This is a genomic window from Ruegeria atlantica, from assembly GCF_001458195.1.
GTDB lineage: Bacteria > Pseudomonadota > Alphaproteobacteria > Rhodobacterales > Rhodobacteraceae > Ruegeria > Ruegeria atlantica.
Genome location: NZ_CYPU01000049.1, coordinates 108,189 through 125,458, shown reverse-complemented (window position 1 = coordinate 125,458; position 17,270 = coordinate 108,189). Strand labels below are relative to the sequence as shown.

At 56.0% G+C, this 17,270-nt stretch carries 16 protein-coding genes; 6 read left to right on the top strand and 10 right to left on the bottom strand.

Annotated elements, in window-relative coordinates; all coding sequences use genetic code 11:
* The first annotated feature begins 42 nt into the window (after nucleotides 1-42).
* On the top strand, nucleotides 43-1,830 hold the full coding sequence (locus tag RUA4292_RS15535; RefSeq protein ID WP_158507041.1) for an FAD-dependent oxidoreductase: 1,788 nt from the start codon (nucleotides 43-45) through the stop codon (nucleotides 1,828-1,830).
* 33 nt (nucleotides 1,831-1,863) lie between these two features.
* Complete coding sequence (locus tag RUA4292_RS15530; RefSeq protein ID WP_058278426.1) at nucleotides 1,864-5,145, top strand: adenylate/guanylate cyclase domain-containing protein; 3,282 nt, start codon at nucleotides 1,864-1,866, stop codon at nucleotides 5,143-5,145.
* On the opposite strand, the gene RUA4292_RS15525 is transcribed toward RUA4292_RS15530, so the two are convergent.
* The 4 genes from RUA4292_RS15525 to RUA4292_RS15510 form a co-directional block, all read right to left on the bottom strand.
* Nucleotides 5,146-6,081, bottom strand: a complete 936-nt coding sequence (locus RUA4292_RS15525; RefSeq protein ID WP_058278425.1) for a polyprenyl synthetase family protein — start codon at nucleotides 6,079-6,081, stop codon at nucleotides 5,146-5,148.
* Nucleotides 6,078-6,554, bottom strand: coding sequence for a hypothetical protein (locus RUA4292_RS15520; RefSeq protein WP_058278424.1), 477 nt, complete (start codon nucleotides 6,552-6,554; stop codon nucleotides 6,078-6,080). The genes RUA4292_RS15525 and RUA4292_RS15520 overlap by 4 nt, the downstream gene beginning before the upstream one ends.
* A gap of 473 nt (nucleotides 6,555-7,027) precedes the next feature.
* Nucleotides 7,028-8,152, bottom strand: coding sequence for a M20 aminoacylase family protein (locus RUA4292_RS15515; RefSeq protein ID WP_058278423.1), 1,125 nt, complete (start codon nucleotides 8,150-8,152; stop codon nucleotides 7,028-7,030).
* On the bottom strand, nucleotides 8,145-9,155 hold the full coding sequence (locus RUA4292_RS15510) for a pyridoxal-phosphate dependent enzyme (RefSeq protein ID WP_058278422.1): 1,011 nt from the start codon (nucleotides 9,153-9,155) through the stop codon (nucleotides 8,145-8,147). The genes RUA4292_RS15515 and RUA4292_RS15510 overlap by 8 nt, the downstream gene beginning before the upstream one ends.
* A gap of 87 nt (nucleotides 9,156-9,242) precedes the next feature.
* Between RUA4292_RS15510 and RUA4292_RS15505 the strand changes: the two genes are divergently transcribed.
* Nucleotides 9,243-9,722: an Lrp/AsnC family transcriptional regulator gene (locus tag RUA4292_RS15505; protein ID WP_058278421.1), complete on the top strand. Its 480-nt coding sequence runs from the start codon at nucleotides 9,243-9,245 to the stop codon at nucleotides 9,720-9,722.
* 117 nt (nucleotides 9,723-9,839) lie between these two features.
* Here RUA4292_RS15505 and RUA4292_RS15500 read toward each other — a convergent pair whose 3' ends face one another.
* The 3 genes from RUA4292_RS15500 to RUA4292_RS15490 are packed head-to-tail and all read right to left on the bottom strand — an operon-like array spanning nucleotide 9,840 to nucleotide 12,208.
* Nucleotides 9,840-10,751 carry an NAD(P)-dependent oxidoreductase gene (locus RUA4292_RS15500; RefSeq protein WP_082637142.1) on the bottom strand — a complete coding sequence of 304 codons (912 nt, stop codon included), beginning with the start codon at nucleotides 10,749-10,751 and terminating at the stop codon, nucleotides 9,840-9,842.
* Nucleotides 10,752-10,781: 30 nt separating this feature from the next.
* The gene (locus RUA4292_RS15495; protein WP_058278419.1) at nucleotides 10,782-11,330 is read right to left on the bottom strand and encodes an isochorismatase family protein; all 549 of its coding nucleotides are present in this window, start codon (nucleotides 11,328-11,330) and stop codon (nucleotides 10,782-10,784) included.
* Between the two features lie 11 nt (nucleotides 11,331-11,341).
* Nucleotides 11,342-12,208: a HalD/BesD family halogenase gene (locus tag RUA4292_RS15490; protein ID WP_058278418.1), complete on the bottom strand. Its 867-nt coding sequence runs from the start codon at nucleotides 12,206-12,208 to the stop codon at nucleotides 11,342-11,344.
* Nucleotides 12,209-12,327: 119 nt separating this feature from the next.
* Between RUA4292_RS15490 and RUA4292_RS15485 the strand changes: the two genes are divergently transcribed.
* Nucleotides 12,328-13,197 carry a LysR family transcriptional regulator gene (locus tag RUA4292_RS15485; protein WP_058278417.1) on the top strand — a complete coding sequence of 290 codons (870 nt, stop codon included), beginning with the start codon at nucleotides 12,328-12,330 and terminating at the stop codon, nucleotides 13,195-13,197.
* A 90-nt stretch (nucleotides 13,198-13,287) separates the two neighbouring features.
* On the opposite strand, the gene RUA4292_RS15480 is transcribed toward RUA4292_RS15485, so the two are convergent.
* Nucleotides 13,288-13,563, bottom strand: a complete 276-nt coding sequence (locus tag RUA4292_RS15480; protein ID WP_145974974.1) for a hypothetical protein — start codon at nucleotides 13,561-13,563, stop codon at nucleotides 13,288-13,290.
* A gap of 16 nt (nucleotides 13,564-13,579) precedes the next feature.
* On the bottom strand, nucleotides 13,580-14,545 hold the full coding sequence (locus RUA4292_RS15475) for an NAD(P)-dependent oxidoreductase (RefSeq protein WP_058278476.1): 966 nt from the start codon (nucleotides 14,543-14,545) through the stop codon (nucleotides 13,580-13,582).
* Between the two features lie 134 nt (nucleotides 14,546-14,679).
* On the opposite strand from RUA4292_RS15475, the gene RUA4292_RS15470 reads away from it, so the two are divergent.
* The gene (locus RUA4292_RS15470) at nucleotides 14,680-15,573 is read left to right on the top strand and encodes a LysR family transcriptional regulator (protein WP_058278415.1); all 894 of its coding nucleotides are present in this window, start codon (nucleotides 14,680-14,682) and stop codon (nucleotides 15,571-15,573) included.
* Between the two features lie 537 nt (nucleotides 15,574-16,110).
* Entirely contained in the window at nucleotides 16,111-16,308 is a 198-nt protein-coding gene (locus RUA4292_RS15460) for a hypothetical protein (RefSeq protein ID WP_058278413.1), read from the top strand.
* Between the two features lie 84 nt (nucleotides 16,309-16,392).
* Here RUA4292_RS15460 and RUA4292_RS15455 read toward each other — a convergent pair whose 3' ends face one another.
* Nucleotides 16,393-17,262 (bottom strand): LysR family transcriptional regulator, encoded by an 870-nt coding sequence (locus RUA4292_RS15455; protein WP_058278412.1) that lies wholly within the window; start codon nucleotides 17,260-17,262, stop codon nucleotides 16,393-16,395.
* Nucleotides 17,263-17,270 lie beyond the last annotated feature (8 nt).

Genomic DNA, 17,270 nt, shown 5'->3' with positions numbered 1-17,270 from the left:
TGGGATTGCAGGCTTGTGACGCAGAAAACCGGGGGAATGAGCATGCATAAGGTAACTATCGTCGGGGCCGGGATTGCTGGGCTCACCGCGGCGCTTCGTTTGTTGGAGCGGGGATACCACGTCACACTGTATGAGCAGGACAATTTCATTGGTGGAATGTTGCGATCCCATAAGGAGCACGACCACGGTGATTATCCGCGCGAGCACAGCTATCACATGCTGTGCAATTGGTATTACAACTTCTGGTCGGTCGCAGAAGATTTGGGGATCGAAGACAACTTTACACCGCGTGAAGCCTTCAAGTTCCTCTATGACGGTGATCTCGACAACATGCCGGAAATGGTGAACCCGGGCGGCATTCAGGATTTCTATCGCAATCTCACCGGCGGCGCGGCGCCGCCTGCTGAACTCTTCCTGTTCATGTATTCGATGGTCGATCTGCTTTCGATCCCGGACAGTGAAGATGACAAGCTTGACCGAATGTCGTTCAACGGCTGGTTGCGTGGACGGCCCTATTGCACCGATGAGGTCGCCCAACTTCATGAGAAGATCTGGCAGACCGTCTGGGCCATCGACAGCTGGCAAGCCTCAGCGCGCAGCTACAAAACATTCCTGAAGTACGGCAACCGCGTTCCGGTTCCGCAGCTCTGGCTGTTTGATGGGTCCAAGAAGGACACCCTGATTGATCCTTTCCATGCCAAGCTCAAGCAGTTTGGTGACCGGTTCGAACTCAAGTACCGTCACCGACTTCGCGAAGTTCATCCCAGTGAGGATGGAACTCGGATCGAGCGGCTGGTGTTCGACAAGGTGACCAAGTCGCCATCGGTTAATCCCGATTGGAAGGTCGCAAAGAAAGACATCGTCGACGATGTAAGCGATGAGAACGTAATCATCAGCATTACACCTGGTGGGATGGCATCGATGGTGACCGATGATTTGTACAATGCCGACCCTGACCTGGGCCAGTTGCGATATCTGGAAGCCGAGCCGATGGCGTCGGTGGAGCTTTATCTCAAGCGGAAACTACCCGGCATCCCTACGGAAGTGGTGGTTTTCATGGATACGCCCTATGAGATGACGTTCCTAAACTACTCGGCGACATGGGGCCTCAAAAACACATTCCTTTATGTGACGGTATCGGATTTCAAATCGCTGTTGTCTGTAAAACCCGAACGCCGAGACGAAAACCAGAACCTCATTCTGGATCTCAAAAGCCCCAAAACCGCAATCGACTATATTCTGCGAGAAATCACTGCCAAGTTAGAGATAACCGAGGCCGATATCGATCTGTTCCAGACCTCTGTCGACACAAATACGGGCGAAGAGCTTTTTGCCAATCTAACCGGCAGCTGGGAACATCGCCCCGAGGTCAACACCAAGTTCGAGAACCTGTTTCTTGCCGGGACTTACGTCAGAAATTTCGCAGATGTTTCGACCGTCGAAGGAGCTTGTGCAACAGGGCTGATCGCAGCAGAAGGCGTCCGTCAGGCCGCGCAAAGAGAACCGGACAAAGGCGATGCGGGTAAACCAGTCGAAGTAATCACACCCGATTTCTATCCCAGTCAGATGTTTCAGACGCTCAAGATCGCCTGGGCACCTTATGCCGCCAGTGCCAAAGCCTGGACGCTTGCGGACAAAGCGCTGGGGATCAATAAGCTATGGCCACCGAAAGACTTCAAGTTTCCGAAGTCAAAATTCACACCGAACCCCGAGAATCTTGGTTCGCTGTTTACGGATTGGCTGCCTGCAAGTAAGTGGAACGAAAAGACTTTGGGCCTGGGTCCAATGTTCTGGAACTATACAGAAGACGGCAAGCCCCGTAAAAAGTAACCAAGAATACCTCGCACGAATAAGAGACGACTGATGACTACTAAATCAATTGCGGCATGGCTGAACGAAATTGGCCTGCCACAATACACCACACTATTTGATGAGAACGGTATCGACCTGGACATTCTTGAAGATGTGACCGGTGACCATCTCAGAGAAATGGGTGTCACGGTGTTGGGTCATCGGCTCAAGATCAGCAAGGCGATCGCGGCGATGAAGCCGGACGCGGCACAGCCCAGACCCAGCGGAGCTATGACGGGTGAGGAAAGCGCCGAACGGCGGCACCTTACAATCATGTTTTGTGATCTGGTTGGCTCGACCGCCCTGTCGGCGCGGCTTGATCCCGAAGACTATCGCGATCTTATGGCGTTGTATCAGGATACTGTTTCGCAGTTGGTCAAAGATGCCAGGGGGCACGTGGCCCAATACCTTGGTGATGGCGTTGTGGTCTATTTTGGCTATCCGGTCGCCCAGGAGGACGCGGCTGAACGCGCATGCCGCGCGGCTTTGGAGATTGTCGAGGCCGTCGCCGGGCTGGATACTGCAGCAGGTGACCGCCTGCAGGCCCGCATCGGCATTGCAAGTGGCTTGGTTGTGGCCGGTGATCTCGACCAGATCGGAGTGAACTCAACCTCTGCCGTGGCTGGGGATACGCCAAATCTTGCCGCCCGACTACAGGGGTTGGCAAAGCCAGGGCAGATCGTAATCGGCAACAAGACGCACTCGCTGTTAGGGGATATGTTCGTCTATGAAGCGCTAGAGAACATCCACCTGAAGGGGTTTGACCCCGGTCAGGTAGCTTGGCGTGTAATATCCACGGCACAGCGTCAGGACCGGTTCACCGTCAACTCGGCACGGCGGCAACTTACACCACTGGTCGGTCGCATGCCCGAGCGGACGCACTTGATGTCAGCCTGGGAGGATGCCAAGTCAGGCAAGGGGCGTGTCTGCCTTGTCTCTGGTGAGGCCGGCATTGGCAAAAGCCGCCTAACATATGAGGTGGTTGATCAGGCCAAGGGCGAAGGCGCCACCGTCCTTCACCTGCAATCCGCGCACTACTTCGAGAACACGGCCCTGTATCCCATCCGCCGTCAGATCGAGACCTTGCTTGGGTTCACTGAAGAGGATGATAGTAACGCCAGGTTAGACAAGCTGGAAAAACTGGTAGTCGCCGAAGATAATCTGAACGAAGCGCGCGCCCTAATGGCGTCGTTGTTTTCTCTGCCCTGTGACAGGTATCCACCGCTGAACCTGTCGCCCGAACTGCAAAAAACCCGTACGATCGACATGCTAATCGAACAGGTCATCGTGCAGGCTAAGCGGGCACCTCTTATGGTGCATTTCGAAGACCTGCACTGGATCGACCCCACATCGCTGGATTTGCTGACCAAATTCGCCGCCAAACTCGCCGATCATCAGATCTTGTTGCTTGTGACCTGCAGGCCGGAATTCACCCATGACTGGCAGGCAGATCACCTGATCACCTGCGAACTGGCGCGCCTCAAACCCGCAGAAGTCGAAGAGCTTTTGGACAGCATGACAGGGTCGGATACGTTTTCTCCTGAACAGCGCCAGCAACTGCTGGAACGATCGGACGGCGTGCCGCTATTTGCCGAAGAGCTGACCCGCTCTGCGATGGAATTCAGAAACAGTGCGGATTTGGTGCCTGAAACCCTGCAAGACAGTTTGATGGCGCGTCTCGACAAGCTGGGGGCTGCCCGCGAATACGCCCAGATCGGCGCTGTGATCGGCCGGGAATTCGATGTCGACCTGCTGTCTCAGGTGACCGGAACTCCGCTGCCCGAGCTCTCGGATTCGCTTTCGCAACTGGGTGACGCAGACCTCGCATACCCGGACCAAACCGGCCAAAGCCTGATGTTCCGCCATGCCTTGATTCAGGAGGCTGCGTATCGATCTATATTGCGGCGGCGGCGGCAGCAATTACATGGAAAGATTGCCGAAACGCTGGAAGAAAAATTCCCTGAACGTTGCAAGTCCGGTCCGGAACAGGTGGCAAACCACTTTGTTGCCGCCGGACTTGGTGACCGGTCAGTCCCCTATTGGCTGACGGCAGGTAAATCCGCGTGGGGCCGGGCTTCGATGAAAGAAGCGCTCGCTCAACTCAGCAATGGTTTGGAATATGTTGGAGAGGTCGATGACCTGACGGATCGCGCAAAGCTGGAGCTGCAACTGCAGTCGACCATTGGCGTGGTGCATTTTGCGGCGACCAGCTACGCCTCGCCACAGGCGCAGACCGCATTTGAGCGCGCCCGCGAGCTATTTTTGGATGTTGACGATCCAGACCTGCGCGTCGCGGTTCTATACGGGATCGGGGCCTTCGAAACCATGCGTGGCGACGTAAGCTCAGGGCATGATACCTTTGCGGCGCTTGCTGACGAGGCGACGCGCAGCGGCAACACCCGTTATGAAGTCTATTCCGCCTCGATGCAGGCATGGTCGCATTTCAACCGTGGCGACTACGCCGAGTCGGTGCGTTATGGCGAACGGGTACTGCAGCTTTATGAAGAAGGCATTTGGGACCAGCCCGGGCCACGCCTGTCGGCCGCAGAACCCAAAGTGATCTCAGAATGTTTCCGGGCAGCGGCGCTTTGGTCTCTGGGCCGCCCGGATCAGGCGGTGAAGGCTGGTAATGACATCCTGAATTACACCCGGTCGCTGCCAGACCCCTACTCGCTTGTATATGCCCTTTCGAACGGTGTGATCCGCATTCACGACTGGAATGGTGACTGGGAACAGGTCATGGACCTGACCGAAGAATGCAGCGCAGTTGCCGGAGAATATGGCTATAGGTTCCTGGGTGTCTGGGCATCATTCTGGCGCGCCCGGGCCATGGCAAAACTCGGTCAACTGGAAGAGGCCGAAAAGATCACGGCCACCGCCGTTGCTGCCTGTAAGAATGCCGGTGTCCATTACCACCGCGTCTGCTTTGAAGCCAATCACGCGCGCCTGCTGCTGGCGCAGGATCGGATCGAGGACGCCGCCCGTGTTCTGGACGATCTTGACCAACCACTGCAAGTTGGCGGCGAACTGAACCACCTACTTGACCTGAGTCTGGTCAAAGGGGAACTGGCGCAGAAACGTGGCGATACCAGTGACGCAGAGCGGCATTATCGCGCTGCATTTGACGCTGCCGAAAGCCGTTCCGCGTTGGCATGGCAACTGCGCGCAGCTTTGGGGTTGGCATCTTTGCAGCCCGCGAAAGACGCGCAACGCGCGCTTATCGAACCGCTGGTGGCGCAGTTCGAAGAAGGGCTCGACAACCAATATCTGACAGCGGCACAGGCCTATTTGTGATCAGCGGGCTTCGCCTAAAGCCCGCGTGCGATCCACAAGTGTGATCAGCTTTTTGGGGTTCCGGGCAAATCGATTTGCCTCAGCTATCGCGCTTGCAGCGATCCGGTCCAACTCTGCCTCGGCTTCTGGCAAAGCGGCGCGAAAGGCCTCGGCCAGCGCGTCGTAATTGCCCGGGTTCGGATCGCGGAACATTTCGGCAATTGCAGGTTCGCGTACAGCTATCGCGGCCGGCAGGGTTAGAATTCCGTCGCGGATATCCTCTTCACCGCCGCCACCCAGGGCTTCGGTTCCACGCACGTCGGACACGTCATCGCAGGCGTGATACAAGGTGCCCAACAGACCTCCGAAATGGCGCAAACCCTCGCTACGGTCGCCGAGACAAGCAGCCACCTCAAACATCGAACCGGTGTCTTCCTGCGCCAGCTTGCGCCAATCCTCGACCCCCCGCGGCATCGTGCGGCTGTCCCACTGCGCGATCTCAGCCGCGCCAAGTCGGGACATCAACTCGGACAACAACCCGACCACCTGCGGCTCGGTCGCCATCATCCGATAGCCTTCCGCAACCATGAACCCAGACGTCATCAGCGCCGCAAGTTGCCCAAAAGCCGTGTGCATGGTCGGTTTGCCACGCCGCTCGTCCGACTGGTCCAAAATGTCGTCCACAACCAGCGTCATGTTGTGAAACAGTTCAAGCGTTACGGCCGACTGGATGGTCTCATCCGTGATCTCTTCGCTGCCCACAGCCGTCTGGCAGGCAAATATGGTCAACGGGCGAAAGTACTTTGAGCCGGCCAGAAACTGTTCTTCCAACTGCGGCCGCATCTCTTCGGGTGTGGATTCAACCCACGCGCCGATGGCAGTGCGCAACCGTTCGGTCTCAGACTCAAATCCCAGTTCCGGTATCACCCAATCGGCGCGGGCACCTTCGTTATTCATGGTTTGGATTTTGCATAGCGATGGGGGCCTTCCCGGTCATTACCCACGGGGCCGACTGACTTGCGAAGCTCGGCCTCGATTTCCATTAGATCACGTTGCAACAGTTTTGCCTCACTCAGCGACAGATCCGATATTTCGCGCAACACGGCACGGGCCTTGTCCAACACGATCAGTTGTCTGGCTTCCAGCGACGGGCCATCCGTGTTGGGTATGGTTGCTTCGATCGCGTCCGTCCCTTGGGTCGAGACGATGGTCGCGATTTGCCGCCAGTACCGCAAAGCCGAGCTAAGCCAACGCGCTTGTGCCTGCGCAAGCAGAAACATCACGTCGGGTTCGACCCGTGCACCCTTTTCGCTGTAGTCCCGCAGCGAGCCCAGAACACCCTCAAGCGCCTCCAGATACATCGCCACCATATCGTCAATCGAGCCGGGGTTCCCAAACTCATTGCGTGATGATCCGTCGTCTTGATCCATCTTGCTACTCCATTGCCCGCATCGTCATAAAGTTCTGTAGATTCAGAGTTTTGGTACCGAATGTCACTGTATATTCACACCGCGTTTGGGCATGGGTTGATTTGATTTTCAGTAAAACAAGAAGATCGCCGCGCAATCAAGTACCGAGATATGTTAACCATCTATTAACCTTTGGGAACTGCCGTCGGCATAAGACAAAAGCACCCGCCCAGTGGTTTTGGTTCACATGGCGCAGACGGCGGTACGAAACAGACTTGCCGCGATCTGCCGGGGCGAAGTTCGTGATCATGAGGCTTTGCGCCTACGGCTTCCCGCAATGTATCTGGGTCTCGATGCGGCCCTAGCGGTGGTCACCCAACGAAGTGGCCCAGCAAAAAAAACACTGGCCGCATGAAATCGGTGGAAGGTTCGATCGGGAACTGCGGGGAGGATAAACTGCCCGCCGTTAAGGCTTATTCAGGCATCAATTGCCATCAAAATTCCCGCTGCGCAGTGCTGGTCCAGAACGCGATCCCATGTCTGATCGCCTCGTCGTTGAAATCATACGATGGGTTATGAAGCGGCATTGAATTGTTCCCCTCCACTCCGTTGCCCATCAAGATGAAGGCCCCGGGGCGGTGAGCAAGAAACTCTGCAAAATCCTCAGAGAATCCTACCCGACCGTAATCCGCATCAACGCTACCAACATCACGAGCGGCACCCGCGATCATGTCTGTGGCTCTGGCATCGTTCACCAATGGCCGGAAGGAAGTTGAGTAATCAACCTCCGCCTCAGCGCCTTGTGCTGCACATACACCGGCGACTATGGCGCGCATTCTTCGCTCGATATTCTCGGACACATCTCTGGAAAAGCCCCGGCAATCCCCCCGTAGAGTTACGTTGCTAGGCAGAATGTTGCGCGCGCCGTCTGTCAGGAACTCCGTAACGGAAACCACTGCATGCTCGCTCGCCGGAACCGAGCGAGAGACGATCGATTGCAACTGCTGCACAATTGCGGCACCTGTCACAATCGGATCAACGCCTTTTTCCGGCATCGACGCGTGCCCGCCCTGACCCTGAACGCGTATCTCAAAATTATCCTCGAACGCGCAGAATGAGCCCCTTTGCGTGGCAAAGCGACCAAGCTCCATTCCGGGCATGTTGTGAAGGCCGAAGATCGCGGCCATCGGGAAACGTTCGAACAATCCGTCCGCGATCATCGCGGCAGCCCCGTTTCCGTTCTCTTCGTCCGGCTGAAAGATGAAGTGAATGGTGCGGTCAAAAGACGGGTCCGCCGAAAGCTCCAGCGCGGCACCCAGCAGCATGGTGCTGTGGCCATCATGGCCACATCCATGAAACTTGCCTTCCGTTCCCGAGCGGTACGGCGAGTTGGTGGCCTCGTGTATCGGCAGCGCGTCCATGTCGGCTCGAAAACCGATTGCGGTTTCGTCCGGACCACGGCGCAGGGTGGCCACAATACCCGTGCGGCCTACACCCCGGGTGACCTCAAGCCCCGCGCGTTCCAACTCGGTCGCGATCAGATCCGAGGTCCGATCAAGGTCGAAGCCTGTTTCAGGGTGGGCATGCAGATCACGGCGAAACGCAACGAGATCAAGCATCGGGAACGTCTCCTTCGGATAGCACGATCAACGGCAATTTAGCCTCGTCCATCAACAAGGCTGCAAGCCCCGCTGCGCCAGATGGCGTGGTGGAAAAGCCCAGATCGCGCGCATGTTTTACAGCGTCCAAGGCCTGCAGGTCAGTGACCGTTACCCAGTCGTCGGCGCACCGTTCCAGAATTTCGAAAGCCAACATAGAAGGCGTTTTGCAATCCAAGCGCCCCATATTGGACACCGGGCCCTCAACCGTTACGATCTGTCCTGCCCGGGCGCTTTCGGCAAGGCAAGGGGCCGCATCAGGTTCGACCACTATGATCTTTGGCTGAACCGCCCAGGTGGACCGGATCATGTAAGCGATCCCCGCAGCCAGCCCACCAACGCCTGCCTGCAAGTAAACGTGGCTTGGCCAATTTCCGGAGCTTTGCAACCCTGTCCGCATTTCTTCGGCGATTACGGTATAGCCTTCCATTACCAACTTCGGAGGTTCCGTATAGCCAGGCCAAGATCCATCGGCGAGGTGGATTGCGCCGGACGCCTCGGCGTCGGCTATGGCTGCCGCAACGCTCGCCTCGTAATCGTCACCCGATCGGACAACTTCCGCGCCTTTGTCCCGCAGGCGAATTGCAAAATCCTCTGGCACTGTCTCAGAAAGGTGAATGCGGGCCTTTGCGCCAAACAGCCGCGCTCCGGCCGCCACGGCCATGCCATGATTACCTGCACTGGCACAGACAAAAGTCATCGTGCGTGCGATGGTTTTTATGGAATCATCCAAATAGGCGTTTGCTTCCAAAGGGCGGCCGACGCGCGCTTCTATCAGCTTGGCAACAGCGTAAACGCCTCCGAGCGCTTTGAAAGCGCCCAATCCCATCCTGTTGGTTTCATCCTTGATCAGGATAGGTCTGTCTTGGAGACTGCGTGTCTCCAACGGACTTGGTTTATAGGTGGGGCATGCAGCCAGGAGAGCCAGCGGTTTTGCGACATCGAGTATCGTTGGATTTTTCATACCGAAAGTTGTACACGCGAAAGGTGATCTTTTATGGTCAATGTTTACTAATTTTCGGGAAATTTTCTCGCCACAAAGGAAATTCTCATGAAACTCGATCAGTTTGACCAAAATCTGCTTCAGTTGATGCAAACCGATGCCAAGATAGGCCTCGAAGCGCTTGCGTCCGAGACAGGCTTGTCTGTGGCCTCCGTTCAGCGGCGGTTAAAGGCGCTCAGAACCTCGGGCGCAATTCTTTCGGAAGTCGCGATCGTTGACCCGAAAAAGCTGGGTGTCGCGATGAGTTTCATTGTCATGGTCGAATTGGAGCGTGAGCGTCAGGATCAGATCGACGCATTCTCACGTCAGGCGCAATCAGAGCCTATGGTACAGCAGTGCTATTACATCACCGGAGACGCCGACTTCTGTCTCGTCTGCACCGCAAAGGATATGGACGATTTTCAGGAACTCACGAAACGACTGTTCTTCGACAACTCAAACGTCCGTCGCTTTCGCACATCTGTTGTCATGGGAAGAAAGAAAGTCGGTTTGAGTGTTCCTGTTCAGGATGTTGGGTTGGAACGATAAGGATCAACATTTACGTCAGCTACCGCGTCAAAGCGGGCCCTCGAATGCTGGGCAGCAGATGCGCTCATGAACCAGCGTCACCTGTCCTCGGGGTTAGGGCCCAGAATGGGCCCCTCGTTACTTTTCCCAGTGCGGGATCCAATCCCCGTCAAGGCGAAGTGACACGCCAGCATTGTCTTCTTCAAGCTTCACCACATGCAATTCGCCCTTGTCACCGCCGTATTTTTCGCGGGCCGCTTCGAACAGCGTGCACACCAGCCGTGTGGCCGGGGCGGCGGTGCCGGCGTCGTTGCAGGCCTCAACGATCAGGCCCAGATCCTTTTGGCACAGATCCAGTGTGAAGGACGGATCATAATGTCCGGCAAAAACGGACGGGGCGTCGTGATGCATGCACCAGCTTTCGCTGGCCCCGATCTTAAGCGCGTCCCAGGCTCGTGACAGATCGACACCTGATTTCACCGCCATGACAAGTGCTTCACCCATGGCTGTCGCGTGGATGGCCCAAAGCTGATTGCTGGCCAGTTTCGTCACGGACCCGCTGCCGCTGGGACCCATGTAATGAAGCGGACCCATCAGTTCCATCACGGGGCGAATACGCGCGACGGTCGCCTCATCCCCACCTGCAAATTGGGGCATGTTGCCGGTGCGTGCACCATCGACGGCACCTGTGACCGGCGCATCAATCAACTGTACACCGTTTTCAGCAAAGGTGGCGGCAAGCTCGCGCACAAAGGCGGGTTTGTTTGTTGTCATATCCACCCAAACCTGCCCCGCGGACATGGCGGATCGCAGCCCATCGTCGCCACCTGCCACTTGTTCGATTTGTTTTGGTCCAAAGACCATGGTGAACACGATGTCCGCCGCTTGCGCTGCTGCCGCAGGGGTCTCTGCCCACTTCGCCCCAAGCGCCAGGTGCTCTTCTGCCCGGTTCCGATCAAGGTCGCAGACCGTCAGGTCATGCCCGCCCTTGATCAGGTTCAGGGCCGCCGGGCCGCCCATGGTGCCAAGCCCAATAAATCCAATGCGCATCTTCGCCGTCCTCGGGGTTAGTTATATTGCTTACGCGTTCAGGATGGTGTCGGTCGAACATACCTCACCAAACTCACCCTGCAGGTTGGCAAGCGTGACGGAATGGATCTGTTCGGCGCTGTGGGTCACCCCGTCCGGCCCGGTCGCGTCATAAGCCCAGACGGCGTCAGAGGCATAGACCATCTCAAAGCCCAGACTGCTTGCAGAGCGCGCGGCGGACTCGGCACAGTGATTTGCTGTGGCCCCGCAGATGACCACACGCTCAATATTGTCGGCACGCAGATCAGCTTCGAGCGAGGTTCCGGCGAAGGCGCTGGAGACGTTTTTGATGATCACCGACTCGTCCCCCTGCGGTGCCGCAAAGGGTTGAACAGCCGCACCAGGCGCATCCGCATGAAATGGATCGCCGGGGTCAAGCCCGTGGTGATGCACATGGACGATCTTGTCACCGTGCGCGCGAAACCGGCTGAGAAGCCGGCCGATATTGTCGCCTGCCTCGGGGCAAGATCGCACGGCACCGGCGGCATCCTCATGAGCCAGTGCCATTTGCACATCGATGACGAGTAGAGCAGTTTTCATGGCTTGGTCCTTTATGCGTTGATGCTGGAGGCTGCGCGTTCCGCGAGGATATTTTTGACACGATCACCATAGATCCGGATGTTGATGTCGTCGCTGATCACACGGCCTTCCTGTTCGTCATAGGTCATGATCGCGGTGACACGGGGGGTCGACCCTTCGACCTCTGTCACCCCGTGCAATGAATAGCCACCGCGAAACAGGGTAAAAGTACCGGCACCCCGGTCAAACTTCTGCGCATGGGACATATCACCAGCAAGCAAACGATCCACCGCTTCGCGGTCTTCGGCTTCGTCGGTGCGCGAGTTTGGCAAGAAGGCAAAATCACCCCCGGTTTCAGCGGCCTGCAACAGCAGCGTCACGGTACATTCCGTCGTATCATAATGCCAGGCGTGCCAGCTTCCTGGATGCAGGGCGACGACATTCAGCGCTTGAAACTCATCGGCGCAGCGATGCAGCACCTCTTTCTTTTGGACGCGGCGCACAAAATCCGTCAAACGCGGCGACTGATAAAGCCGCTGAATAAGCGTTTCATTCGGCAGCTGATCATCCGCCAATTGCGTCGCCACATGCGTATATTCCTTACGACGCGGATCATCCATGGGCAGCGACGGGTCAATTGCGCCCTGATAGATGTTGCGCTTGATGGTCAGCACGTCAGCGGTCGGTAGTAAGGCGTTGGATTCATCGGCCAGCGCTGCCAGTGCCTCGGGACGGATAAATCCATCCAGATTGCACCAGCCATGTTCCTCCATCTGATCCTGACAGGTCTTGAGAAACGCAGCGCCTTCGGCACTTTCCAGATCCGCAAGGGGATAGCGCTCCAGATCCACAAGGCTCAAAACCAGGTCGGTGGCTGCATCTTGATTGATCTCCGGCATAGATCGCTCCCTTTTGTCTGGTCGACTTCGTCGTCAGTTGCTTTTGTCTAACTGCCGGCCGAAATGAAGGAAAATGAAACAATTTGCGTCCATGCACATAAAAAACTTATGAATGGGCAATGAAAAGCAATCTCAACCTGAACTGGCTTCGCACTTTCGAGGCCGCCGCCCGTCATTTAAGCTTTACCGCCGCCAGCCGAGAGCTGGGGCTGACACAAACGGCTGTCAGTCAGCACATGAAGGCGCTGGAAGGTCAGCTGGGGCAGAAACTGTTCATTCGCAAGGCCAAAAGCCTGCAACTGACGGAAATCGGCCGGGCCTATTTGATATCGGTCCGGGACTCACTGGAGCACATCGCATTTTCCACAAACGGGCTGTTTGGGCCTGCCTTGGAGACGACGATCGTTGTGCGGGCGTCGGCGGCTATGATCATTTGGCTGGCGCCGCAACTTGCGACCTTTCAGACAGCCCATCCCGGTATCGGGATCAAACTTGTCACCTCTCTGTGGCAGAGCGGCGAGGAAGGGCATCCCGTGGACATTGACATCCTGCTGGCTCCGCAATCCCATTCCGACACGCGCATGGTCAAGCTTTCCGATGAGTTCATCGTTCCAGTTTGCGGTGCGCGCACCGCGCCAATGATCAAAACACCCGAGGACCTGACGGCGCACGCTGCCATCCACGTTCTGGGGTTTGACGACCATTGGGCGCGGTATCTGTCGGCCCGTGGTCTGCCCAATACTGAAATATCCCCGCGCCTTATCGTCGATACCTCAGTTGCCGCCTGCGAATTGGTGGCCGCGGAAAGCGGCTGCACTATTATGATCAACCGGTTCGCGCAGCAGGCCATCGCAAGCGGCCGCCAGATCAGAATTGTCGGTGCCCCCGTTGTTACAGGCCAAGCCCACTACATCCTGCAACACAAAACAGGTACGGCAAGATTACACGTTTCGACTGCTTTTTGCGAATGGTTACAAACCCGTTTTTAAGCTGACCTTCTGTCTGGCTCCAACGCAATGAGACAGTCTAAATTGATACAATTGGAGAGGGTTGCTGCTACATCGTAAGGGCCAAAGAGATTATGTACCGGCACGCAGGGTGTCCTCTTGGTTCTTATAGTCGCTGGCCATCAGCGCGGCAGTGGTGAACCTATCAGGTGCACGCACTCGCGCTTCGACCAGATCGCGATCGACTCCTGATAGATGATCAATGCACGCGGCCTGAGCCGCAGCAGCCTCGGTGCGGCTCACGGCGGTCGTCTGCACGAATTTACGCCTGCCCTTGCCTGCCTTGATATCCGCCACCGTCAAGTTACGCGTCGCCGGATGCCCACCAAAAGTATAGATCCGTTTCAAAACCGCTGTCCTTTTTTTATTCAGCGGCTTTGCGTTCAGAGCCTTGCGGGATCACCTCGTAACCGGGTTCTTCCGGCTCATCATCCGTCATTTCCGGCGGGAAACCGGGGGCGAGAATGTCCAGACCGGTGGCCTCTTCCAGACGTTTGATGATGTTGGGCGAAAAACAACGCTCGCCATAGCGTTCGATGCCGTCCTCAAAGATCTGAACCAACATAGGCGAGATTTCCAGCGGCACATTGTGACGGTCAGCCACCTGCTGGAAAAGGCCGGCATCCTTTTTGACCAGATCCATGGTGAAAGAAATGTCACGGCTGCCGTTCAGGATCACCTGGCTTTCGGTTTCATGTACGAATGACGTGCCGGAGCTAATCTTCATCGCCTCATAGGTCGTATTGAGGTCCATACCGGCCGCCTTGGCGGTGACAAGCGCTTCGCAGCAAGTGACAAGATTGGCCGTGGCCAGATAGTTCGTCACCACTTTCAAAACCGAAGCCGAGCCCAGATCACCAGTGTGCAGAATGCGTCGACCCATGGTTTTCAGGAAAGGCGCGATGCGATCAAATGTGGCACGGTCGCAGCCCGCAAAGATCGAGATATTGCCCGTCGCTGCGCGGTGGCATCCGCCCGATACCGGGCAATCCACGGCTGCACCACCTGCGTTCATCACCATTGCGCCCAAGCGTTTGACCTCGGCTTCGTCAGTGGTGGACATCTCCATCCAGATTTTGCCCGGTTTCACCTCGGGCAGCATCTGTTGCATGACGGCATCCGAGGCGGCGGGAGTTGGCAGACAGGTGATAACAGCATCGCAATCGCGCATCAGCTGCGCCGGGCTTTCCCCACGGGTTGCCCCGCGCGAGACGAAATCTTCCACAAGCTCAGGATTGAGGTCATGAACCGTCAGATCAATGCCATTCCGCAGCAAACTGCCGCTGAGTTTCCCGCCGACATTTCCAAGACCAATAAACCCAACTTTCATGCGCGTGTTTCCCTGTTCCAGTTCCCGCCGGATGATCGGCAAAGATGTTACTTTGAAAAAAATTACAAACGTTGATGGCAGGGTGTAAAACGAATAATACCGGCAGGTATCAGCGAAAATTTTCGGTGCTAAGAATGCCGCGATCTCCTAACCCTATCTGGCTTCGGTCCTTTGAATGCGCGGCGCGGCATCTGAGCTTTACTGCTGCCGCAGCCGAGCTGGGCATCACGCAATCGGCACTCAGCCTTCATGTCCGCTCGCTGGAAGCGCAACTTGGTTGCCCCTTGTTCTATCGCGCCGCACGCAACCTAAGCCTGACCGAAGTTGGTCAGGCATACGCTTTTTCTGTGCGGCAAGCCCTGAGAGACATCGATCTGTCAACGATCAGCCTTTTCGGATCAAACCAGAAGCACGAGCTTGTCGTGCGCGCGCCAATATCTACAGCGACCTTGTTTCTCGCTCACAGGTTGCCAGAGTTTTTGCGGATTCATCCCGATATTTCCATAAAGCTGATCTCGAACATTTGGGCTGAATCCGCAGGCCGCGAAAATGTCGATGTCGAACTGAGGACAGGAAGTGGCGATTGGAATGAAATCCCCGCTCGGAAAATATCTACTGAACGTATCGTCCCTATTGCCCCCAAGATGGTCGAGGAAAAAGCTCCTTCCATCGAAAATCTGCAACAACGGCCACTCATTCACATTCTGGGCTTCCAGCAAATGTGGGAACGGTATTTTTCCGCAATCGGGGTTCGACAAACCCAATTCGCATCAACCTTTGTGGTCGACACGACAATAGCCGCCGTGGACATCGTGGCCGCAGGTGGCGGCAATGCGATCGTTATCGAGAGGTTTGCCAAAACCGCAGTTGAGACCGGTAGAAAAGTCGCCATAGTTGGTGAAGCAGTTCCAATAATACAAAGCCACTATTTGATTTCAGGGCAAAACACAAAAGCGGATGCGGTAGCCAAACAGCGTTTTGAAGCTTGGCTGGAAGACATCTTTGCAAATCCGTCCGCGCCCCATTGATGGAGGTTTCGTTGCCGTGGTTATGGTTCTTCCTCTGCTGATAAAAAGGTTTAGTCCAATCCCAATTCGATTCTATTTTTCTAATGATCTCAAACTATAGTGGGATACCTATTTTTTCTTCAGGCGTATCTATGGTGAAGGAGTATGTGCCCGCGGCGACAAAGCTACTGATTCCATCAAGTCGCGTAATCAAGTCTGAAAAGGAGCTCCTTTCCTGAGAGACCCAGACTTCTATTGAGGCTTGCTCAGTTCGCAGTCCACCGACCCGCTGGATTTCGCGAACTTTTCCTAGATACAAGAAACCATGTTTGCGCGCGCCGCACAGTTTGCAAAATTTGCCTACTAGCATTCCATGCAGGAATGTTAGTAGGCAAAATATCAATAGCAGTTCACCTCTCGGTGCCTTGAACCCGGAATCTCCTCCATCTTTGTGTAGAGTCGGCCAAATCAAAGGATGGACAATTGAAAACGAGATTCACCGACGAACAAATCATTCAGATGATCTAGGAACAGAAAGCTGGCGAGGAGACGGCCGACGTGTTCAAGCGCTATGGAGTCAGCCAAGACGCCTACAAACACATAAGTAAGTATGGCGGGATGGGACCGTCGGATGCGAAGAAGCTCCAGTTACTGGAAGCCGAAATCGCAATGCTGCGGAATGTGAACTCAAAAAAAGTGGTGACGACCGAAGCCAAGCGGAAGACGTGGCCAAGGATTACGGAGTTTATTGTCTGAAGTTCGCATCCAAATCGGACCTCCGAAACCATCCTCGCAAAGTTCAGTTACTTTTTAGGGGCAGTAGTCATCGCCCTATCGCCGCTAACCTTCCCGCAATAGTTCAACAATTTTTTCAAGTGCCGCGCGTCGTCTCGATGGATGCGGAAGGTTTATCATCAGCGACCGGCCTGTTTCGCAGGCCTGCGCCGATACACGCACCAAATGCCCGGCTTTGAGCGCAGGTTCGATCAGACATCCATGCGCCATCAAGGCACCAGCCCCGGACTTAGCCTCTTCAACTGCAAGACCATAAAGCGAATACTTCGGCCCTTTATTAGGATCGCTGATGAGTGTCCCCGTCTCCTCGGACCACCGCCGCCAGTCATCATGCCATGTCTGATCGTGCAGCAGCGGGGTGGATTCAAAATTGAAACTCTCGGCCAGTTCCGGCGCGCAAACCGGGAAAATGACGTCCTCCGTGATTACAATTTGATCAGCCGTCCCGTCGGGTTCGGAAATGAAGACCGAAAGATCAAACAGATCACGTGATAGGCGAGGCGATGTTTCCATGGCCGTTACCGAGAACTTCATGTCCGGCCAAGTGTTTCGGATTCGCCCCAATCGCGCCGGCAGCCAAAGTTGCGCGACCGAAGGCAGGGCGGCGATATGGATCTCAACGCTCGGGCTCAGGTTCCGCAGGTTCTGCGTTGCGGCCGCAAGCTGATCGAAGGCCAGGGTGAAATCACCAGCCAGTTGGCGCCCGGGCGCGGTCAGCTCAACCCCTTGCGCGTTTCGCCGGAACAGAGGCACATCCGCCCACGCTTCAATTGTCTTTATATGTTGCGAAATCGCACCGGGAGTGACGCTCAGCTCTTCGGCAGCAGCTACGAAACTGCCCAGCCTTGCCGCAGCTTCAAAAGCGCGGAGTGCGTTAAGAGGTGGCCCTTTCGGGCGTCTTGGGAGAACAGCCATTGCCTTAG